Source organism: Pseudomonas sp. Root329, assembly GCF_001424925.1.
Taxonomy (GTDB): domain Bacteria; phylum Pseudomonadota; class Gammaproteobacteria; order Pseudomonadales; family Pseudomonadaceae; genus Aquipseudomonas; species Aquipseudomonas arabinosi.
Window position 1 is genome coordinate 38,498 of the sequence record NZ_LMCV01000012.1, and the last position, 20,178, is coordinate 58,675.

Annotated in this window: 17 protein-coding genes; 12 read left to right on the plus strand and 5 right to left on the minus strand. The window is 58.4% G+C overall.

Annotation, left to right across the window (positions count from 1 at the left end; all coding sequences use genetic code 11):
- Window positions 1-120 precede the first annotated feature (120 nt).
- On the minus strand, window positions 121-1,347 hold the full coding sequence (locus tag ASC74_RS11715) for an NADH:flavin oxidoreductase/NADH oxidase family protein (RefSeq protein WP_056741512.1): 1,227 nt from the start codon (window positions 1,345-1,347) through the stop codon (window positions 121-123).
- A 77-nt stretch (window positions 1,348-1,424) separates the two neighbouring features.
- On the opposite strand from ASC74_RS11715, the gene ASC74_RS11720 reads away from it, so the two are divergent.
- Complete coding sequence (locus ASC74_RS11720; protein WP_056741513.1) at window positions 1,425-1,838, plus strand: MerR family transcriptional regulator; 414 nt, start codon at window positions 1,425-1,427, stop codon at window positions 1,836-1,838.
- Here the strand turns inward: ASC74_RS11720 and ASC74_RS11725 are convergent.
- On the minus strand, window positions 1,819-3,369 hold the full coding sequence (locus ASC74_RS11725; RefSeq protein WP_056741514.1) for an MFS transporter: 1,551 nt from the start codon (window positions 3,367-3,369) through the stop codon (window positions 1,819-1,821). The two genes, ASC74_RS11720 and ASC74_RS11725, sit on opposite strands and share 20 nt — an antisense overlap.
- Window positions 3,370-3,472: 103 nt before the next feature.
- Here ASC74_RS11725 and ASC74_RS11730 point away from each other — a divergent pair, with 103 nt between their 5' ends.
- A complete protein-coding gene (locus tag ASC74_RS11730) occupies window positions 3,473-4,339 on the plus strand; it encodes a LysR family transcriptional regulator (protein WP_056741515.1) in 867 nt (288 codons plus the stop codon).
- A gap of 97 nt (window positions 4,340-4,436) precedes the next feature.
- Here the strand turns inward: ASC74_RS11730 and ASC74_RS11735 are convergent, their stop codons facing one another.
- Complete coding sequence (locus tag ASC74_RS11735; RefSeq protein ID WP_056741516.1) at window positions 4,437-4,880, minus strand: thioredoxin family protein; 444 nt, start codon at window positions 4,878-4,880, stop codon at window positions 4,437-4,439.
- Between the two features lie 343 nt (window positions 4,881-5,223).
- Here ASC74_RS11735 and ASC74_RS11740 point away from each other — a divergent pair, with 343 nt between their 5' ends.
- The 8 genes from ASC74_RS11740 (at window position 5,224) to ASC74_RS11775 (ending at window position 11,961) form a co-directional block, all read left to right on the plus strand.
- The gene (locus ASC74_RS11740; protein ID WP_033061661.1) at window positions 5,224-6,072 is read left to right on the plus strand and encodes a transporter substrate-binding domain-containing protein; all 849 of its coding nucleotides are present in this window, start codon (window positions 5,224-5,226) and stop codon (window positions 6,070-6,072) included.
- A gap of 51 nt (window positions 6,073-6,123) precedes the next feature.
- Complete coding sequence (locus tag ASC74_RS11745; RefSeq protein ID WP_008015908.1) at window positions 6,124-6,786, plus strand: amino acid ABC transporter permease; 663 nt, start codon at window positions 6,124-6,126, stop codon at window positions 6,784-6,786.
- A gap of 8 nt (window positions 6,787-6,794) precedes the next feature.
- On the plus strand, window positions 6,795-7,457 hold the full coding sequence (locus tag ASC74_RS11750) for an amino acid ABC transporter permease (RefSeq protein WP_008033040.1): 663 nt from the start codon (window positions 6,795-6,797) through the stop codon (window positions 7,455-7,457).
- Window positions 7,454-8,260, plus strand: coding sequence for an amino acid ABC transporter ATP-binding protein (locus tag ASC74_RS11755; RefSeq protein WP_056741517.1), 807 nt, complete (start codon window positions 7,454-7,456; stop codon window positions 8,258-8,260). Before ASC74_RS11750 ends, ASC74_RS11755 begins: the two co-directional genes overlap by 4 nt.
- A gap of 44 nt (window positions 8,261-8,304) precedes the next feature.
- Window positions 8,305-8,694 carry a RidA family protein gene (locus ASC74_RS11760; protein ID WP_038982964.1) on the plus strand — a complete coding sequence of 130 codons (390 nt, stop codon included), beginning with the start codon at window positions 8,305-8,307 and terminating at the stop codon, window positions 8,692-8,694.
- A gap of 148 nt (window positions 8,695-8,842) precedes the next feature.
- Complete coding sequence (locus ASC74_RS11765) at window positions 8,843-9,607, plus strand: IclR family transcriptional regulator (protein WP_056741518.1); 765 nt, start codon at window positions 8,843-8,845, stop codon at window positions 9,605-9,607.
- 39 nt (window positions 9,608-9,646) lie between these two features.
- Entirely contained in the window at window positions 9,647-10,864 is a 1,218-nt protein-coding gene (locus ASC74_RS11770) for an amino acid deaminase (RefSeq protein ID WP_056741519.1), read from the plus strand.
- A 161-nt stretch (window positions 10,865-11,025) separates the two neighbouring features.
- On the plus strand, window positions 11,026-11,961 hold the full coding sequence (locus ASC74_RS11775; protein ID WP_056741520.1) for a sugar kinase: 936 nt from the start codon (window positions 11,026-11,028) through the stop codon (window positions 11,959-11,961).
- A gap of 117 nt (window positions 11,962-12,078) precedes the next feature.
- Here ASC74_RS11775 and ASC74_RS11780 read toward each other — a convergent pair whose 3' ends face one another.
- Complete coding sequence (locus ASC74_RS11780; protein WP_056741521.1) at window positions 12,079-12,354, minus strand: peptidylprolyl isomerase; 276 nt, start codon at window positions 12,352-12,354, stop codon at window positions 12,079-12,081.
- A 65-nt stretch (window positions 12,355-12,419) separates the two neighbouring features.
- On the minus strand, window positions 12,420-14,957 hold the full coding sequence (locus ASC74_RS11785) for a PAS domain-containing hybrid sensor histidine kinase/response regulator (RefSeq protein WP_056741801.1): 2,538 nt from the start codon (window positions 14,955-14,957) through the stop codon (window positions 12,420-12,422).
- 120 nt (window positions 14,958-15,077) lie between these two features.
- Here ASC74_RS11785 and ASC74_RS11790 point away from each other — a divergent pair, with 120 nt between their 5' ends.
- Both ASC74_RS11790 and ASC74_RS11795 read left to right on the plus strand, forming a co-directional pair.
- A complete protein-coding gene (locus ASC74_RS11790; protein WP_056741522.1) occupies window positions 15,078-16,187 on the plus strand; it encodes a PilT/PilU family type 4a pilus ATPase in 1,110 nt (369 codons plus the stop codon).
- A gap of 136 nt (window positions 16,188-16,323) precedes the next feature.
- Window positions 16,324-20,172, plus strand: a complete 3,849-nt coding sequence (locus ASC74_RS11795; protein ID WP_056741523.1) for a hypothetical protein — start codon at window positions 16,324-16,326, stop codon at window positions 20,170-20,172.
- Window positions 20,173-20,178: the final 6 nt, after the last annotated feature.

The window sequence follows — 20,178 nt, forward strand, 5'->3', positions numbered from 1 at the left end:
CGCTTGCAGCGCAAACGTACCCCCTTGTGGGAGCGGGCTTGCTCGCGAAGGCGGAGTGTCAGACAACATCATTGTTGACTGGAAGGTCGCCTTCGCGAGCAAGCCCGCTCCCACATTGGATTACTTCAGTCCCATCGCCTGCCGATACTGGCGAGTGCGCCGGGCGATGTACACGCGGTCGAGAATCAACGCCCATAGCGCCGACACGTCGGGGCGGGTCTTGCGCCCACGGCTCAGGCGATTGAGCTGGAATTTCACGACGGCCATGCTCGCCAATGCCGCCAGGGGTTTGCGTTTCCAGCGAATCGGCGGCAGTTGCGGGTGACTGTTCTGACCTTCGCGCCAGCGTTTGACCAGTTGCGGTTCGAGCGCCAGCGCCGTGCCGATCCCGGCCATGGCGATGCCGCTGTCGAGCACCTGTTCGACGATCGCCAGACGTCGAATCCCGCCCGTCACCATCACCGGCATGTTCGCCACGCTGGCCAGCTCACCGGCCATCTCCAGAAAGTACGCTTCACGCGCCAGGGTCCGGCCATCCCGGGCCTCACCTTGCATGGCCGGGGCTTCGTAGCTGCCGCCGGAGAGTTCCAGCAGATCGATCGGTTGATCGTTGAGCCACTGGATCACTTGCCGGGCATCGTCGGCATCAAAACCGCCGCGCTGGAAATCCGCCGAGTTGAGCTTCACCGCCACGCAAAATTGCGGCGACACAGAGTTGCGCACGGCGCTGACCACTGCCAACAACAAGCGCGCGCGATTTTCCAGGGAACCACCCCAGCGGTCGGTCCGGCGGTTGGTCAAGGGCGAGAGGAACTGGCTGATCAGATAACCGTGCGCGGCATGAATCTGCACCCCGGTGAAACCGGCCTTTTCCGCCAGGGCAGCGCTGGTGGCGAAGCGTTGGATGACGTCTTCGATGTCGCGCTCGCTCATGGGTTTGGGCTCGGCAAACATCTTCGAGAACCCACCCAAGTCCAGCGCCACGGCGGACGGCGCCAACGCTTGCTGGCCGAGGTTGGCCATGGTCTGACGGCCAGGATGATTGAGCTGCATCCAGAACTGCGCGCCACCGGCCCGACCGATGCTGGCCCACTGGCGAAAGCGTTCCAGGTGGCGCTCATCCTCCAGCACCACGCCACCGGGGCCGGTCATGGCGCGGCGGTCGATCATCACGTTGCCCGTCAGCAACAGTCCGGTTTCGCCTTCGGCCCACGCCTGATACAGCCGAAACAAGGCCTCTGCGGGTGCCTGACCGCTGTCAGCGAGGTTCTCTTCTATCGCGGCTTTGGCAATGCGGTTGCCGATGGTCTGGCCGTTGGGCAAATTCAATACTTGGAAGGGCGACATGCTTGACTCCTCATCAGTGATGAGTAGAGGCTAAGCTTAAAGTTAACTTTAATGTCAAACAGGCAAATGAGGTTGAGATGAAGATTGGTGAATTGGCGGAGTTAAGTGGCTTCAACCCGTCGCGTATTCGGTTTTACGAGGCCCAGGGCCTGATCCAGAAAGTGGAACGTCGGGCCAATGGCTACCGGCATTACCCCGAGCAGGTATTGCAGACGCTGTACCTGATCCAATGCGCCCAGCAGGCCGGGTTCAGCCTGGAAGAGTTGAAACAGTTGATGCCGGACACCATCACCGGTGAATTCAAGCACGACGTACTGCTGGCGGGGCTTAAGCGCAAAGTCGATCAGATCGAAGAAATGCAGCTACACCTGGCGCAGAGCAAGGCGAAGCTGCTGGCGGTGATCGACGACATACAGGCGAAACCCGAAGGCATGGGCTGCGATGCGAATGCCGAGCGGGTGCTGGCGTCATTCAAGCATTCGCGCCGATAGCGGCGGTCGACGGAGCGGGGATCGGATTGCGCATCAGCGTGCCCACCACCAGCGCACCCAGTAGCGCCAACAACCCCGCAACCCACAACAGCAGACTGAAGCCGCCGACGAAGGCTTGCCGGGCCAACGGTTCGACCAGTGTACGAGCGTTTTCCGGCAACAGGCCCATCGCTGCCGTCATGTCACCGGCCACCACCCGCGAGGCTATGCCCTGGGTTTGGCCGAGCCATTGCGCACCCTGCGCCGTCAGGCTCGTACGCAACAACAGCTCGGTATGACTGGACAACAACGCACCGAACACGCCGATGGCCAGTACGATTGCGCTGAAACGCATGGTGGTGCTCATGCCCGAGGCCATGCCGGTGCGCTCCCGTGGCACGCAGGCCATGATGTTCTTTTGCGTATCGCCGTTGAGCAGCCCGGCACCGGCGCCGGTCACGGCAATCGCGAAGGCGAATGGCAGGTAACCACCGCTGCTGACCGCCCAGGCGCTGAGCAAATTGCCGCTGCCGACCAGGGTCAAACCGGCGGCCATCAATGTGGCGGGGGCAAACCGACTCGCCAGACGTACGCCGATGCGCGGGCAAATCAGCATGGTCAGGGCAAACGGCAACATCCCCAGCCCTGAAGCGATGGCCGAGAAACCCAGGCCGTTTTGCAGGTAGAACGGCAGCAGGGTCATCATCACCTGGGCGCAACCGGCGTAGGCGAACATGCCCAATAATGCGCCGATGAAGCGCGGATGCTTGAACAGTTGCAGGTCGACCATCGGCCGCCGCTGCATCCGTTCAATCACTACGAACAGCCCCAGCAACAAGGCACCGCCGATCAGACGAGCGTAGGTCAGCGGATTGCTCCAGCCGATCCGGTTCGCCTCGATCAGGCCCCAGATCAGGCACAGCAAACTCGCACTGAACGCCAGGCTACCCCAGGGATCGAGGCGTGCAGACTGAGTGTCGCGGGACTCCGGCACGGCGCGCCAGACCATCACCATCAGGAACAATCCGACGGGCAGGTTAAGGTAGAAAATCCAGCGCCAGCCCATGTATTCGGTGATCAGCCCGCCGACCGTCGGCGCGGCGGTCATCGCTACCCCCATGCACGCGCCCCAGAACGCCCAGGCCTTGGCCCGTTCCACTTCATCGTGAAAGGTGTGGCCGATGGAGGCGAGGGCCGAGGTCAACAGCAAGGCCGCGCCGACACCCTTGATCGCCCGGGCGATGTCGAGGAACAGCGCGTTGGGCGCGGCACCGCAACCGATGGACGCGAGGATGAAAATGGCCAGCCCGCAGAGCAAGGTTTTCTGCCGGCCGAAGCGGTCGGCGATGCTGCCAGCCGGCAACAAAAGAGCGGCGAAGGCCAGCATGTAAGCGCTGACCACCCATTCGATGTCGGCAAAGTTTGCGCCCAGGTCCCGGGCGATCGTGGGCAGCGTCACGGCGACGATGTTGGTGTCGAGAACGATCAGCGAGCAAACGCCTGAGGCTGTGAGTAATGTCAGGCGTGGGCTCACCTTGGGTTTGACGGGCATGGCAACGTTTCTCTACTGTGAAAGTCAGTGCAGCTTATCGTCTGTTGACGCTTCCCTTGTTAGGCGTGCCTTGTCACTTCATTACCTTTGAGCTAACGCACCAATGGACATACGGCATTTCCGCTATTTTCTGGCCGTTGCCCGGCAAGGCAACTTCACCCGCGCCGCCGAACAACTCGGTATCGCACCGCCGACCTTGACTCGACAGATCCAGGACATGGAGAACGAACTCGGCACGCGATTGTTCGTGCGCCAAACACGTGAAGTCAGCTTGACCGAGGCCGGCGCCGCGCTGTTGATCGAGGCCGAGGCGACGGTGCGGCAATTCGAATACGCTCAGTACAACGCCCAGCGTGCCGGGCGCGGGGATATTGGCCATATCGAGCTGGGTTACGTGGCTTCGGCGGTGTATTCGGGCTTGCTGCAAAAACAGGTGCAAGCCTTCAGCCGCGAGTGTCCTGACGTCAGCCTGAACGTACGGGAAAGTCCCATGGCGTCATTGCCGATGATGGTGGTCGAGGGGCGTTTCGATATTGGTTATGTCCGCTCACCCATGACCTTGCCCGAAGGCCTGGATGCCATTCGCCTGGACGCAGAAGGCTTTGTGCTGGCGGTGTCGGCCGAGTCCTGGCTGTGCCGATTGCCAGAGATTGGCCCGGAACATTTGCAGAACGAGACGTTCATCCTGCCGGAGCAAATCAGTGGCACCTTGCAAGTCGCCGCCGAGGGTGGATTTGCGCCGAAACTGGGGGCGCAACCGGGCGGGCTGGTGGCGGTCATTGCATTGGTGTCGTTGGGGCAGGGCGTGGCGGTGGTACCTGAATCAGTGGTCGGCCACGTCAGTCTGCCCGGTGTCTTGTACCGGCCGATCAATGGGTATGAGGCGAACTCCTGGTTGTCGTTGATCCATCGGCGATTCGAAAAATCACCGGCGGTGGCGAGGTATATCGAACAGGTCAAAAATCGCTAAGCGCAAAAGCTTCGCGAGCAGGCTCGCTCCCACAATTGACCGAGTTACCCAAACAGACACGGTCATCTGCGGGAGCGAGCCTGCTCGCGAAAGCGATCTAACCGCAAACCCGCCGCCTCAACTGCCCAGTTGCGCGAGGCACAGTGCGCAACCTTCGCAGGGTCTGGCGCAACCATGCCAGATCGTGAACCGGTTTACGCTTCACCGTTGCCGGTTTCACCTTGCCTATGTGCCTGGCGAAGTCTTCCTGCAGGGTTTGCTCAGTACCGATTCCCTTGAGCTTCTTTAGCAACTTCCCATCCTTGTAAAACAGCACGGTCGGGGTGCCGGTGACGTCCGGGTGGCGGGGGGATTCGCTGGTGTTCAGCATGTAGATCTGCGCGTGATGGCGATATCGTTCGCCAATCTGACGAAAAATCGGCCCGGCCGTTTCGCAGGCGGGGCAGTGTTGATTGCCGAAGTACAGGATCACCGGGCGCCAGGTTTTCAGGGCCTTGCGGTAGACCGGGGCCAGCGCTTTGCGAGCGATTTTCGAGCTCATTGAAATCTCCTTTTTCACCGTGCATCGAGGGCCTGTTGACGGTATAGGAGTCAGCCGCGATCAGTCTACTGTCAGAAATTACAGGTAGAGCGCTGCTTCATTTTGAATCGCTACCTTTCAAATGTGGTGCAAGTACCCGTGCGTTGTGGCCAACGGTAGCGGTGCTCGACGTGTGCGTTGGGTAACAGAGTTGCCTGTGTTTTGCCCATCTTATTGATTCACCGGGTTTTTCAATCTCCCCAACATTCCGCCCACATCCTGTGGCACACTTTCTGCTGTCTATTCCGTTGTTACATACCAATATCCGGTATAGCGGAATAAACATCACCCTGGAGTGCTTGCCATGCATCGCCGACCTTCCTTGTTTAAAGCGTGTGTTTTTGTTCTCGCGGCTTCGGCTGCTGTCATGGGTGTGGCCCAGGCGGCGGACAGCAAGCTCGATAGCGTGCTGGCCCGCGGGAAACTGATTGTGGGCACCGGCAGTACCAATGCGCCGTGGCACTTCCAGGGAGCGGACGGCAAGTTGCAGGGTTTTGATATCGATATCGCGCGGATGGTGGCGAAAGGGTTGTTCAACGATCCGAGCAAAGTCGAGTTCGTGGTGCAGTCGTCCGATGCGCGGATTCCCAACCTGCTGACCGACAAGGTCGACATGAGTTGCCAGTTCATTACCGTGACTGCCAGCCGTGCGCAGCAGGTGGCGTTCACGCTGCCGTACTACCGCGAAGGTGTCGGCCTGCTGTTGCCGGCCAACAGCAAGTACAAGGAAATCGAAGACCTGAAAGCCGCGGGCGATGGCGTGACCGTGGCGGTGCTGCAGAACGTGTACGCCGAAGAGTTGGTGCATCAGGCGTTGCCCAAGGCCAAGGTCGATCAGTACGACAGCGTGGACTTGATGTATCAGGCGGTGAACTCCGGTCGCGCCGACGCCGCGGCCACCGATCAGTCCTCGGTGAAATACCTGATGGTGCAGAACCCTGGCCGCTATCGCAGCCCGACCTACGCCTGGAGTCCGCAAACCTATGCCTGTGCGGTCAAACGCGGCGATCAGGACTGGCTGAACTTCGTCAACACCGTTTTGCATGAAGGCATGACTGGCGTGGAGTTCCCGACCTACGCGGCGTCGTTCAAGCAATGGTTCGGTGTCGATCTGCCGTCGCCCGCCATCGGTTTCCCCGTCGAATTCAAATGATCCCGTGAGAGCGGGGCGGTTCCGATCGCCCCGTTCAAGGTACTGCTGACCATGAACTATCAGTTGAACTTTGCCGCCGTGTGGCGCGATTTCGACACCTTGCTGGCGGGGCTCGGTCTGGGCCTTGAGCTGGCGCTGGTGTCGATCGCCATCGGCTGCGTGATCGGCCTGATGATGGCGTTTGCTTTGCTGTCGAAGCACCGCGCGTTGCGGGTGCTGGCGTCGGTGTATGTGACGGTGATCCGTAACACGCCGATTCTGGTGTTGATTCTGTTGATCTACTTCGCCTTGCCCAGTCTGGGCATTCGTCTGGACAAGATCCCGTCATTCATCATCACGCTGTCGCTGTATGCCGGGGCCTATCTGACCGAAGTGTTTCGCGGCGGGTTGTTGAGCATTCCCAAAGGCCAGCGCGAAGCGGGGTTGGCAATCGGTTTGGGCGAATGGCAGGTCAAGGCGTACGTCACCGTGCCGGTGATGCTGCGCAATGTGCTGCCGGCCTTGTCGAACAACTTCATTTCGCTGTTCAAGGACACCTCGCTGGCCGCAGCGATTGCTGTGCCGGAGCTGACGTATTACGCGCGCAAGATCAATGTCGAGAGCTACCGGGTGATTGAAACCTGGCTGGTGACCACAGCGCTCTATGTGGCGGCCTGTTACCTCATTGCCATGATGCTGCGTTACCTCGAGCAGCGTCTGGCGATTCGCCGATAGGAGGCCACATGTACGAATCCCCCAGTTGGTTACATGAGTTATGGGTTGCCCGGGAAGTGTTGTGGCAAGGCTTTTTGACCAGTGTGCAGGTCTCGGCGCTGGCAATTTTGCTGGGCACGATGGTCGGCATCGTTGCCGGTCTGGTACTGACCTACGGCAAGTTCTGGATGCGCGCGCCGTTTCGGTTTTACGTCGACATCATTCGCGGCACGCCGGTGTTTGTATTGGTGCTGGCCTGCTTCTACATGGCGCCGGCGTTGGGCTGGCAGATCAGTGCCTTTCAGGCCGGTGCATTGGGGCTGACGCTGTTTTGCGGCTCCCACGTCGCCGAGATCGTGCGCGGCGCGTTGCAAGCGCTGCCCAGTGGTCAGATGGAAGCGAGCAAGGCCATTGGCCTGACGTTTTATCAAGCACTCGGTTACGTGCTGTTGCCTCAGGCGCTGCGGCAGATCTTGCCGACCTGGGTCAACTCGTCCACCGAGATCGTCAAGGCTTCGACGCTGCTGTCAGTAATCGGTGTCGCCGAGTTGTTGCTCAGCACGCAGCAGATCATCGCCCGGACCTTCATGACCCTCGAGTTTTACCTGTTCGCCGGATTTCTGTTTTTCGTCATCAACTACGCCATCGAATTACTCGGCCGGCACATTGAAAAGCGGGTGGCCTTGCCATGACTCAACCTTCGCTCTCTAACGTAAAAGCTGCTCAAAACGGTCAGCCCCTGCTGGACATTCGCGGGTTGCACAAAAAGTACGGCCAGCTCGAAGTGCTCAAGGGCGTCGACCTGACGATGCAGCGCGGCAACGTCGTGACGCTGATCGGTTCCAGCGGCTCGGGCAAGACCACGTTGCTGCGTTGCGTGAACATGCTCGAAGAATTTCAGGGCGGGCAGATCATGCTCGATGGCGAGTCCATCGGTTATGACGAGGTCAACGGCAAGCGCGTGCGTCACGCGGAAAAAGTCATCGCCCGGCATCGGGCCATGACCGGCATGGCGTTCCAGCAGTTCAACCTGTTTCCGCACCTCACGGCGTTGCAGAACGTCACCCTCGGTTTGCTCAAGGTCAAAAAGCTGCACAAGGATGAAGCGGTGGCCCTGGCGGAAAAATGGCTGGAGCGGGTCGGCTTGCTGGAACGCCGCGATCACTTCCCCGGTCAGTTGTCCGGTGGTCAGCAGCAGCGTGTGGCGATTGCCCGGGCAATTGCGATGAACCCGAGCCTGATGCTGTTCGACGAAGTGACCTCGGCCCTCGATCCGGAACTGGTGGGCGAAGTGCTGAGCGTGATCAAAGGCCTGGCCGAAGACGGCATGACCATGTTGCTGGTGACCCACGAAATGCGCTTCGCTTTCGAGGTCTCGGACAAGATCGTCTTCATGAATCAGGGGCGGATCGAAGAGCAGGGGCCACCCAAGGAACTGTTCGAACGCCCGCAATCGCCACGATTGGCGGAATTTCTCAAGAACACGCGCTTCTGATTTTTTTCAGAAGCATATTCACTTTTCAATCAGGAGAAACACTCATGAGCATTACTCGTTACGGCACCGGCAGCACCGCCGGTGGCGGCCAGCCCCGTCCTTTCGCCCGCGCCGTTGAGGCCGATGGCTGGCTGCATGTGTCCGGGCAAGTACCGGCGCTGGATGGCGAAATCATTGTGGGTGGCATCGTCGAACAGACTCACCAGACCATGAAGAACCTGATCGCGATTCTCGAAGAGGCCGGTTACGGTCTGGAAGACGTGGTGCGCACCGGTGTGTGGCTGGAAGACCCGCGGGATTTCTGGAGTTTCAACAAGGTGTTTTCCGAGTACTTCAAAAGCGAACACGCCCCGGCCCGGGCCTGTGTGCAGGCGAACATGATGGTCGATTGCAAGGTCGAGATTGACTGCGTCGCGTACAAGAAAAAGGCCTGAGATTTGCGGTGAATTCTTCGCGAGCAGGCTCGCTCCCACATTTGGATCGCGTTCCCCTGTGGGCGCGAGCCTGCTCGCGAAAGCGGCCTAACAGTCGCCGCCGCACTCTAGGTAAACTCCCGGCCACTTTGAATGGGAACCTGAAGCAATGACCGAAGACACCATCAAGCGCCGGGCTCGCGGTCTGGACCGGGCGTTCGATATCCTCGATTTCCTCAAGGAAGTCGGCAAGCCCCTGCGCCCGAACGAAATCGCCAGCGGCATCGGCAGCCCGAAATCCACGGTCTACGAATTGGTTGCCTCCCTGCTGGAGCGACGGATTCTGGAGGCCGTGGGCAAGGACGGTCACGTCTACCTCGGCCGTCAGCTGTACTTCCTGGGGCAAGCGCATTTACGCCATTTCGACCTGACCCGCGAGGCCGATCATGCCTTGCAGGAGATCGTCAGCCAGACCCGCGAAACCGCGCAGATGTGCCTGCTCAACGGGCGAAAATACACCGTGGCCTTGATGAAAGAGGGCGAGCGGCATTTCCGCATTTCCTCGGACATCGGCGAGAACGCGCCGATTCCCTGGACCGCTTCCGGACGCCTGCTGCTGGCGCACTTGAGCGACCAGGACATCGTCGACCTGATTGATCACGACGACTTCATCCTGCCCAACGGTGAACGCCTGCCGCTTGAACAGTTTCTCGGTGAAATCCGTCAGGCCGCTATCGATGGCTTCTTCTCTTTCGATAGCGTTGCCGACACCTTTACCCATTGTTTTGCCGCCCCGGTGAAAGACCCGAACGGCGTGGCCATTGCGACCCTGTGCATCGTCGCCCCACGGGCCGATGCCAAGAACAATTACAACGACTACCGCCGGGTGCTGATTGACAGCGCCAACAGCCTGGCCCGTCGCATCAACGAATAACAGCGGCTGCCTGCGGCCGCGAATGTGAGGAGTTCGACCATGTTTTCTGCCAAAAATACTGCCACCGTGGAAAAGGGCTTTGCCCACACAGGCGCCAATCTGGTGCGCGACGTCAGCCTGCCTGCGCTGGTGCTGCACCGCGAAGCGCTGGAACACAACATTCGCTGGATGCAGACCTTTGTCAGCAATAGCGGTGCCGAACTCGCCCCCCACGGCAAAACCAGCATGACCCCGGCGCTGTTTCGCCGCCAACTGGACGCCGGGGCCTGGGGCATCACCCTGGCCAGCGCCACGCAAACCCGCGCGGCTTACGCCCATGGCGTGCATCGGGTGCTGATGGCCAACCAACTGGTCGGTACGCCGAACATGGCGTTGATCGCCGATCTGCTGGCAGACCCGACTTTCGACTTCCATTGCATGGTCGATCACCCGGACAACGTCGCTGACCTCGGCGCGTATTTCGCCTCGCGCGGTGTGCGTTTGAACGTGATGATCGAGTACGGCGTGGTTGGCGGTCGTTGCGGTTGCCGCACGGAAGACGAAGTGGTCGCGCTGGCCAAAGCCATTGCCGCACAACCGGCGTTGGCGCTGACCGGGATCGAAGGTTACGAAGGGGTGATTCACGGCGATCACGCGGTGAGCGGCATCCGTGCGTTCGCTGATTCTTTGGTGCGCCTGGCCGTGCAATTGCAAGACAGCGGCGCGTTCGCCATTCCCAAGCCGATCATCACGGCGTCGGGTTCAGCCTGGTACGACTTGATCGCTGAATCCTTCGAAGCGCAGAACGCCGGCGGGCGTTTCCTCAGCGTGCTGCGTCCCGGTAGCTACGTGGCTCACGACCATGGCATCTACAAAGAAGCGCAATGCTGCGTGCTCGACCGTCGAAGTGACCTGCACGAAGGCCTGCGCCCGGCGCTGGAAGTCTGGGCTCACGTGCAGTCGTTGCCGGAGCCGGGCTTTGCGGTGATCGCCCTGGGTAAACGCGACGTGGCCTACGACGCCGGGTTGCCGGTGCCGTTGCTGCGTTACAAGGCGGGCGTGGTGCCGGCGACGGGCGACGACGTCAGCGCCTGCAAGGTGACGGCGGTGATGGACCAGCATGCGTTCATGAGCGTGGCGCCGGGGGTTGAGTTACGGGTGGGGGACATTATTTCCTTTGGTACTTCGCACCCGTGCCTGACGTTCGACAAGTGGCGTATCGGGTGTCTGGTGGATGAGCAGATGAACGTCATTGAAACCATGGAAACCTGTTTCTAAGGGCTTGATTCGCGTCCAGCCGTTTTGCGACCGCTTCGCGCTCGAACGCAGGCTTCGCCAGCTGCTACATAAAGCGGGTTCGCCACGCACTTGTAGCAGTTGCCGCAGGCTACGTCCGGCTGCGCAGCAGTCGTGAGCGGGTCAACATGAGAATTCAATTAATGAACACCATCAGCACCCTCGGCCCCAACACCCCGCGCATCGCCCTGATCGGCGAATGCATGATCGAGTTGCAGCAACACGCCGACGGCAGCCTGCAACAGAGTTTCGGCGGCGATACCTTGAACACGGCGGTCTACCTGTCCCGGGAATTGGGCGAGGGCGGCACGGTGGATTACGTCACCGCCCTGGGCGACGACAGTTTCAGCGATGCCATGTGCCAGAGCTGGGCCGACGAAATCATCGGGCTCGGTATGGTCCAGCGCTTGCCCGGCCGGTTGCCCGGCTTGTATTGCATCCAGACTGACGCCGCCGGCGAGCGGCGTTTTCTCTACTGGCGCAATGAAGCGGCCGTCCGCGATTGTTTCACCACCCCGGCCGCCGCGCCGATCCTGGCGGCACTGCCGGATTACGATGTGCTGTATTTCAGTGGCATCACCCTGGCGGTACTGGGTGTGCAAGGTCGGGAGAAGTTACTGGAAACCCTGATCGCTGCCCGGCAGCGGGATGCGCGGATCGTGTTCGACAACAACTACCGGCCACGTTTGTGGGCGTCGATCGAGGACGCACGGGCGGCCTATCGCAGCGTTTTGCCCTATGTCGACCTGGCGTTGCTGACCGTTGATGACGAACAGGCGCTGTTTGATTTTTCCGATTGCGAGGCAGTATTTGCCGCTTACGAGCAGATTGGCACGCCTGAAGTGGTACTCAAGCGTGGCGCCGAGGCGTGTCTGATTCGTTGCGATGGAGAGTCGTTTGAAGTGCCGGCGCAGGTGGTCGAGCGGGTGGTGGACACCACGGCGGCGGGGGATTCATTTAGCGCGGCGTATTTGGCCAGTCGCCTGAAAGGAGGCAGCCCGGTTGAGGCTGCCGAAGCGGGGCATCGGTTGGCGAGTCGGGTGATTCAAGTGCCCGGCGCGCTGATCCCCAAAGATTGAAACGCAATCCCCCGTAGGAGCTGCCGAAGGCTGCGATCTTTTGATCTTGATTTTCAGCGGTCCCGAAAGGAGCAAGATCAAAAGATCGCAGCCTGCGGCAGCTCCTACATGAGTTCATCAATCCCGGTAAAACACCTGCACCAGGTGATAGCCAACTTTGCTCTTGATCGGCCCATGCACCACGCGCAACGGTTTTTTGAAAATCACGGCATCGATGACCCCGACCATTTGCCCGGGCCGCACTTCACCCAGGTCGCCGCCGCGCTTGCCGGACGGGCAGGTGGAATACTTCTTGGCCAACACATCGAAGGCTTCGCCCTTGGCGATGCGTTGTTTGAGCTGTTCGGCTTCTTCCGAGGTTTTCACCAGAATATGGCGGGCTTGAGCTTTCATGGGCAGTACCTTGCAACGGTGGTGGCTATGTTGGTGCCAGCGGAGGGGCGCGATTATGCCTTAACTCAGTCCGGTTGACCGATCATCGCGCGAATCTTGTTGGCCAACAGGTCAATGGAAAAGGGCTTGGCCACCATGTCCATGCCTTCCTCCAGGAAGCCCTGGCGCTCGGCGGCTTTTTCCGCGTAACCGGTCATGAACAGCACTTTGAGCTCGGGACGGTGCTGGCGCGCAATCTCCGCCAGTTGTCGACCGTTCATCCCCGGCAGCCCGACATCGGTGACTAGCAAATCGATCCGCAGGTCGGATTCCAGCAGGGGCAGGGCGCTCTTCGCGTCCTCGGCTTCATGGGCGTGGTAACCCAGCTCGTTGAGCAGGTCGAGCACCAGCATGCGCACCGCCGGGTCGTCCTCCACCAACACCACGGTTTCACCGGCAATCGCGGCCGGCGTCTCGCTGGTGATAGGCTTCAGGATGTTTTCGGGCTCTGCGGCGTGCAGCCGCGGCAGGTACAGACGAACGCTGGTGCCCTGGCCCGGCAAGCTGAACAGGCTGACATGCCCACCCGACTGCTGGGCAAAACCATAGATCATCGACAGCCCAAGACCGGTGCCCTGGCCGATGGGTTTGGTGGTAAAGAACGGGTCGAAAGCCTTGGCCAGCACCGACGGTGTCATGCCGGTACCGTTGTCGCTGACGGCAATCATCAGATAATCCCCAGCCTTGACCGGTTCCAGGGTGTTGATGTCACTGCTGTCGAGATAAACGTTGGCAGTTTCGATCCGCAACTCGCCGCCATCGGGCATGGCGTCCCGGGCGTTGATCACCAGATTGAGCAGGGCGTTTTCCAGCTGGCTGACGTCGGTGCTGACCGGCCAGACGTCTTCGGCCAATTGCAGTTTGAGCTCGATGTGGTCGCCCTTGGTCCGGCTGAGCAGATCTTCCAGGGAATGGATCAGATCATTGGCGTTCAGCGGCTTGCGGTCCAGTGACTGACGCCGGGAAAACGCCAGCAGGCGATGGGTCAGGGCGGCGGCGCGGTTGGCCGAGGACACTGCCGCCTCGGTGAAACGGCCTACCTCGGCGGCGCGCCCGTCGGCGATGTAGCGCTGCATCAAGTCGAGGCTGCCGATGATCCCGGTGAGCATATTGTTAAAGTCATGGGCGATGCCGCCGGTGAGCTGGCCGAGCGCTTCCATCTTCTGCGCATGCCGCAACGCCTCTTCGGCGCGCTCGCGTTCGAACATCTCGTTCTGCAGTCGCTGGTTGGCTTCAGCCAATTGCTGGGTGCGGGCGGCGACTCGTTCCTCAAGGGTCTCGTTGAGGTTGCGCAGGGCTTCTTCGGTCTGTTTGCGCTCGGTTTCGTCAATCACAAAGATATAGAAACCATTCACCGCACCATCCGCGCCATGGCGCGGCAAGTAGTTCATCAGGGCATGGCGGATGCTGCCGTCACGGTGCGGGGTGCGGATGCTGAAACAACAAGGCTTGCCGGACAGTGCCTGGGCGATGTATTCGGCGCGCAAGGCATAGGCTTCTTCACCCAGTACTTCACGGATGGTTTTGCCAAAGAGCTCCTGAGGCGTCAGCCCGTACCAGTCGAGGTAGGCCGCATTGTTCAGGCGAAAGCGTTCCTCGCTGTCCACGTAGCTGATCAGGATCGGCATGGCGTTGATGATCAGTTGCAGCTCGGTCTGACTTTGCCGCAAGGCTTGTTCCGTGTGTTTACGTTCGGTCAGGTCCAGGGCGGCGCCGAGGAAGCGGATCGGCCGGCCATGGTGGTCCTTGTAGCAACGACCCCGGGCGAACACCCAGCGCAGCTGACCGTCGGCTTGCAGCAGGCGATATTCCTCGGCGTACTCGGTGCCGTGGGTGATGGAGTGCTTGATGCTGCGGGCGACCATGGCGCGGTCTTGCGGGTGCACCCCCTGAAGGTAGGCGCTGATGGGCAACTGATTGGCGAGCAGCGGGTCGATACCGTGTAACTGGGCGAAGTGGGTGTCGGCAATGAAGCGGTCTTCGTTTATGTCCCAGTCCCAGGTGCCAACGGCGTCGGTGGCGGCGAGGGCCAGTTGCAGGCGCTCCTCGGTTTCGTGCTGGGCCTTGAGGCTGGCGGCCGAACGCTGCTCGAGTTCGAGGGCGATGCGTCGGCGTTCGTTGGTTTCGATGGCCGTGACCAGAATCCCGGCGACCTGGGCGCTTTCATCGCGGATGGGGCTGTAGGTCAGGTCCAGCCAGAAGTCGGAATCATGGCCATTACGCTGCAAGGTGAAGCGCTGTTCGCTGTAGGTCCGTACCTGTCCTTGTAGGACTGCGCTGTAAATGGGATCGGTAAAGTCTTTTAACTCTGGCCAGATCAGGTGTGTCGGCTGTCCGAATGCGTGTGGATGCTTGCTGCCGGCCAGCAGGGCGAAGCCGTCGTTGTAGATCTGCGTGAGCTGTGGCCCCCACAGCAACAGCATGGGCATCGGCGAATGAATCACGATATCCACGGCGGTTCGCAGGCTTTGCGGCCAGGTACTGGCAGCGCCCAGCGGGCTGCGTCTCCAGTCCAGTCGGGCAATCAAGGCCTGGGCATCGCTGCCGGTCGGTGATGCGTTCATCAAGATGTCCTGCATTTAAGTCGGTGTAGCGGTGTCAACTATCCTTGTACCGCAGTAGACGCTGTATGACCCTTTTTGGGTCATTTTTATTCATTGAATGCTTCGCGGGTGCTTTTTGCCATGGAAATCGATGCACTGTTAAGGCTCCTGGCCAGCCAGAATGGCTCCGATCTTTATCTGTCTACCGGTGCGCCACCTAGCGCACGGTTCGAGGGTGTGCTTAGACCCTTGGCCGATCAGCCGTTAAAACCGGGTGAAATCGCGACCGTTGCCGCGTCCATCATGGACGCCGAACAGCGTCTGGAGTTCGATCGGGAACTGGAGATGAACCTGGCCATCTCTTTGCCAGGTGTCGGGCGCTTTCGGGTCAATATCTTCAAACAACGCAACGATGTGTCAATCGTGGCGCGCAACATCAAGCTCGACATTCCGCGTTTCGAAGACCTCAAACTGCCACCGGTGCTCCTCGAAACGGTGATGCTCAAACAAGGACTGATGCTGTTCGTCGGCGCTACCGACTCGGGCAAGTCAACCTCGCTGGCGGCATTGATCGACTACCGCAATCGCCACAGCAGTGGCCACATCATCACCATCGAGGACCCGGTCGAGTACATCCATCGGCACAAGAAGTCGATCATCAACCAGCGTGAGGTCGGCGTCGATACCCGCAGTTTTCACGCCGCCTTGAAAAATACCCTGCGCCAGGCACCGGACGTGGTGCTGATCGGCGAAATCCGTGACCGCGAGACGATGGAGCACGCGCTGGCGTTTGCCGATACCGGCCATCTGGTTATCTCCACCCTGCATGCCCACAACGCTCATCAGGCGCTGGACCGCATCATCAATTTCTTCCCCGAAGAACGGCGGACGCAACTCCTGCATGATCTGGGCAACAACCTCAAGGCCTTCGTTTCCCAGCGATTGGTGCACACCCGGGACGGTCAGCGACGGGCGGCGGTGGAAGTGATGATCGGGACGCCGACCATTGGCGATCTGATACGGCGCAATGAACTGGATGAACTTAAAAACATCATGGAAAAGTCCGCAGAGTTTGGCATGCAGACCTTCGACGGGGCACTGTTTGCATTAGTGATGGAAGGTGTGATCACGGAAGACGAAGCCCTCAAAAACGCCGACTCTGTCAATAATCTAAAGTTTCGACTTAAATTTCATAACGACGGCGCATCTACCCCCGATTCATCTTTTGGGGAGTGGGGATTGATGGAGTGATTGTTCTTTTTGTCCGTGTGTTAGTTGGTGGGTTCTGAAACTCCATCTAATGGTTTTTGGCTGGCTTGTTTTGCGCTGGAAAGTAAGACTTCGTTCCCGTTGCATTGTCAGTCATTTAAGTCTATGAGGTGGTATTGTGTGTGCTGTATTGAAAAGTAAAAGTTCTTATTCGTCTGTTATCGCTGCAGAGGAATCACGGCGTCGTTTAAAGGCAGATGAAGCAGAGCGGCAACAGGTATTGGAGTTGTTAAAGGAGGCCTTGGAAAATCAATCAGAAGAAGAGCCGTTTACATGGCAAGGGTATGAGTTTGGGTTAAAAGAGTGGTCCTCGCTTTATGAAATTCATATGCCCGGGCGCGTTATATGGCATAAGTTAAACCAAGAGTATTTCGTGTTTTATGCGCTTCGCGAAAATAAACCCAAGGATTGGGATTCGATCCGGGTGACTGCAAATGGCACGATAGAGCTGTACAGAGATGCATCACAGCGCTGGGAAGAAATCGATGTTAATGCGCATGAATTAACAGGTGTCCCCGGTAAACTCAGGGATCTGGGGGATATCGCCAAGCAAGCCGGTGGCTTTATAATCGCGATAGACAGTGTGGATGTTGATCAATGGCTCAGGTTTCATGATTTGCATGTGCCAACGGACGCTGCGCAAACCAAAAATATGATTGATGTTTTTGAGTTTGATCCAGCCGTCGACGATCTGGGCAACTATTGGGGCCAACTTGTTGCTGATGACCAGTCGTTAGCCGTATTGTCGGCTGAGCAACGTGCAGCTATTCGGCAGGTCACTGTCAAACTTGTAGGTGCGAACGAAAGACTGTTGGACAAGCTCTATCGCGAAACAGGTCGCGCCGTTCTGACGCACGACGCCACCGAACGTATCGTTCAGTTGGTCAAGCATCCGGTGGCCCAGGCCTGCGCCAGGACACTCCTGGAGGAGTTGGACTGGTTCGGCGCGCAATCCGGGCAAGACGCCTCTGCACAGGATCTTGCGCAACTGTTGATAACGGCCATTTTGCTGGAACTTGATCCGTTCATTGGTAGCGCTCGAATTCGAAAGAGTATCGCCGGGCTCAATTTGTATGCCCCGACCAATGTCGAGCGATCTTCGTCGGTCGTACGCGAGGAGCAGGAAACCCTTCTACGCACCAAAGCCCGGGTGAATCCTGTCTTGGCCCCAATGGCATCGCACCTGCTGCTGGCGGAAATTGCGCCGGAATTTCTGGTCAAGGGTGTCCCGTCGTCGCTGATGATGGGTTCGGTTGGTTGGGTGTCCTTCTGCCGCGGGGTAGTGTTGGCGGAGGCGGTCAGGAAAGGGGCTTCTCGTGTGATGACGTATGCGCAAATCATGGCGTATGCCGATCTGGAGCCTGTCAGTGAACCGCTGAAACATCTGCGGGATCTGGCAATGATCGATCCAATCGTTGACTGGGCGCTGATCAACGGTGTGGTGACCACGCAGGAACTCACTCAAGCGGAAAAGGAGACCACTGAACGGGCAATAACTGTGTTTTCGGAGTACGCGGAAAACTTCACGCACCTTGCCCGCGTATACGCCTGCTCCATCCCAAGCAGAGAAGACATTGCAAGGGCGGCGGTAAACGAAGCCGCGCCTGATTGTGATTTCCTGGAAGAAAAAATTATCTATCAACAGCCAGGCCTATATGCCTCACCTACCGCCATGTCCATGGTCGAGTTGCATATGTCCGGTGATTTGGTGACTGGCGATTGGGATCTACGTGCTGTTTTTCCCGACAACCACATTTCCAAGATGCCCGATTTAAACGCAGCTATTACTGGTTACAAAAGGCCAACTTTTTATGATCCATCCATCGTCAGTATTTACAGCCGCTATCCGCGCTTGGGACGACTGGCGTCCAATAATCTTGAGTTTCACCTCCAGTTGCGGAGTTATCTCGGGAACTTGAATAGTGCGGTGGCCACCAATGTGAAGTTGACCCTTTCACACATGCTTCCCTTTGATCTGGAAACCTTTCTGAAAGGTAAGATCACTTTCTTTACCCTTCGCGGTGCGGCGGTAGAGACATCTTCCTCGCGTTTGAATGCGGGGTTAACGATTGAAAGAAACTACGAAACCCAACAAAACAAAGATGCAGTCACAGGGCGATTTGGCATTGTGATGTACGCTTCTCATGGAAGCATTTTTGCATGCTATGAACTGTTTACCTTGCGTGGAGAACTACGTAGAAACAACACGCTAGGTGCGCTGATAACCAGAGCAGGAAAATTGCGAGGCGCGGCCAGGACGGATTTCAACGGTGACCTTAATGCGAAGGTGGCTCCGACGGCTCTGGAATCTTTACCGATTAATCTTAGTGAATACACTCGCGGTTTTTCAGAAGCCGATTCGGCCAGCAACATGGCGATTATTGAAAAGCTGGGTGAACTTCCCGCGCCTGCTACGCCGACGTTGCGGCAGCAGAGCGTTTTTAAAAATTTTGATAATCCGCAAATTATTCGGATCGCCGAGTTCATCGTAAACAATCGTCCGATAATAACCTTTGATGAGTTTAAAGATGTCGCTACCGTGCCAACAAAGCTTGAACGCCAGCGCACGAAGGGAGAAGAAACGGCGAAGTACATTGTTGATCTGGTAGTTCCCTTTAAGAAGTGCATCGAGGATCTATCTTCCGGGGAGCACGATAAGGTGGTCGATGGGGTGTATGGCTGCGTTATGGATGCCATCGCATTGGGTGGGGCGTTTGTGGGGGCTGGTGCCAAAGCGCTGAGCATCTCGTCCAAGGCTATCTCTTTGACTTCCAAAGCCGCCCGCCTGACCAAACTTGCTTTCAGCACGTCCGTTTCCCTGTTCAACCCTGTGGATGGCGTGCCAACGGCGTTGTTCGGAGGCGGGAAACTCGTCAGCAAGGGAGCGCTACACTTCACCAGGAAGGCCCAGGAAATCCTCGGACTGGCACAATCCCAGTTGCGTAAACTCAATGGCAGTCATAAAACCTACGACCTGGTTCGCGCAGCCAAAAGCGCCGATACCACCGGACAGGGTACCTGGCGACCCCTTGGTGCTACCGGTGAAACGTTCATAGTCGTGGCGGCGCGTAACAACCTTCAATGGTATGCCCTTGATAGATTAGGCAAACCCTGGGGCCCAAAGCTAAGTAACTTCACCTTTATGGCACCCGTCCGGTTGCCGCGCTCTGTTAAGACATTGCCCGTCAACTACACCCGGCAGTTCATTGAGCAAAGCTTGCCGCTGGCGCGTACAAAAATCGACAACGCGATCAACGTCTTGACCAGTCTTAACTTAACGAAGGAACGCAACGCAATCATCAAGGTACTGCTGGGAAGCGACTCGAACGATGCATTCGAACGGTTGTTGAACTATCTGAGATTGGTCAGGGCAGACTTTGCGGGCGTTTCCATCAGTAATTTTTTCCTCGATCCGCTAAAGGATACCCATCACATTGCCGCTTTCGACCAGAACGCTTACCAACAATGGAAAGGTGCAACAGACAAATCCGCCACGACGTTCATCGAAATCTATACGCCCAATATCAACAAGCACTTCATCGGTCTGGGCTTCAACCATGACGTCGTGGCAGACGACTTGATTCATGAGGTGTTCCACGGTGCTGCACAGACTGATGATGTCAGCTATGCCCGCGATGCGGGACGCAATGGCGAAAGAGGGCAGTTGCTGGATGTGGCTGCGCTGCTGAATTTGGCGTCGGGACGTCTGCCGGTTACGGATGAGGGCCGTGCCTGTCACGCCAGTTCCAAAGCCTTTGAAAATGCTGACTCACTGGCTGTGACCACCTCGCTGCTGAGCCAGCTGTATACGGACAAAGGTAGTTATGAACTCAATATGTCCATCCTGCGCAGCGCGCTTGAAGCAAACCCCGGTAGCGCGATTGACGAGCCGGTTCTGATCACTCTGAACAACGCTATTGCGCCGAAACCTGCCAGTGGAAGGCGCCCAGGTTCGCACATGGGTTAACACACA

What these genes read in the sequence shown, in the direction of transcription:
- ASC74_RS11715 (WP_056741512.1), bottom strand. Translation starts at nt 1,347, where the DNA reads ATGTCGCCCTTCCAAGTATTGAATTTGCCCAACGGCCAGACCATCGGC.
- ASC74_RS11720 (WP_056741513.1), top strand. Translation starts at nt 1,425, where the DNA reads ATGAAGATTGGTGAATTGGCGGAGTTAAGTGGCTTCAACCCGTCGCGT.
- ASC74_RS11725 (WP_056741514.1), bottom strand. Translation starts at nt 3,369, where the DNA reads ATGCCCGTCAAACCCAAGGTGAGCCCACGCCTGACATTACTCACAGCC.
- ASC74_RS11730 (WP_056741515.1), top strand. Translation starts at nt 3,473, where the DNA reads ATGGACATACGGCATTTCCGCTATTTTCTGGCCGTTGCCCGGCAAGGC.
- ASC74_RS11735 (WP_056741516.1), bottom strand. Translation starts at nt 4,880, where the DNA reads ATGAGCTCGAAAATCGCTCGCAAAGCGCTGGCCCCGGTCTACCGCAAG.
- ASC74_RS11740 (WP_033061661.1), top strand. Translation starts at nt 5,224, where the DNA reads ATGCATCGCCGACCTTCCTTGTTTAAAGCGTGTGTTTTTGTTCTCGCG.
- ASC74_RS11745 (WP_008015908.1), top strand. Translation starts at nt 6,124, where the DNA reads ATGAACTATCAGTTGAACTTTGCCGCCGTGTGGCGCGATTTCGACACC.
- ASC74_RS11750 (WP_008033040.1), top strand. Translation starts at nt 6,795, where the DNA reads ATGTACGAATCCCCCAGTTGGTTACATGAGTTATGGGTTGCCCGGGAA.
- ASC74_RS11755 (WP_056741517.1), top strand. Translation starts at nt 7,454, where the DNA reads ATGACTCAACCTTCGCTCTCTAACGTAAAAGCTGCTCAAAACGGTCAG.
- ASC74_RS11760 (WP_038982964.1), top strand. Translation starts at nt 8,305, where the DNA reads ATGAGCATTACTCGTTACGGCACCGGCAGCACCGCCGGTGGCGGCCAG.
- ASC74_RS11765 (WP_056741518.1), top strand. Translation starts at nt 8,843, where the DNA reads ATGACCGAAGACACCATCAAGCGCCGGGCTCGCGGTCTGGACCGGGCG.
- ASC74_RS11770 (WP_056741519.1), top strand. Translation starts at nt 9,647, where the DNA reads ATGTTTTCTGCCAAAAATACTGCCACCGTGGAAAAGGGCTTTGCCCAC.
- ASC74_RS11775 (WP_056741520.1), top strand. Translation starts at nt 11,026, where the DNA reads ATGAACACCATCAGCACCCTCGGCCCCAACACCCCGCGCATCGCCCTG.
- ASC74_RS11780 (WP_056741521.1), bottom strand. Translation starts at nt 12,354, where the DNA reads ATGAAAGCTCAAGCCCGCCATATTCTGGTGAAAACCTCGGAAGAAGCC.
- ASC74_RS11785 (WP_056741801.1), bottom strand. Translation starts at nt 14,957, where the DNA reads ATGAACGCATCACCGACCGGCAGCGATGCCCAGGCCTTGATTGCCCGA.
- ASC74_RS11790 (WP_056741522.1), top strand. Translation starts at nt 15,078, where the DNA reads ATGGAAATCGATGCACTGTTAAGGCTCCTGGCCAGCCAGAATGGCTCC.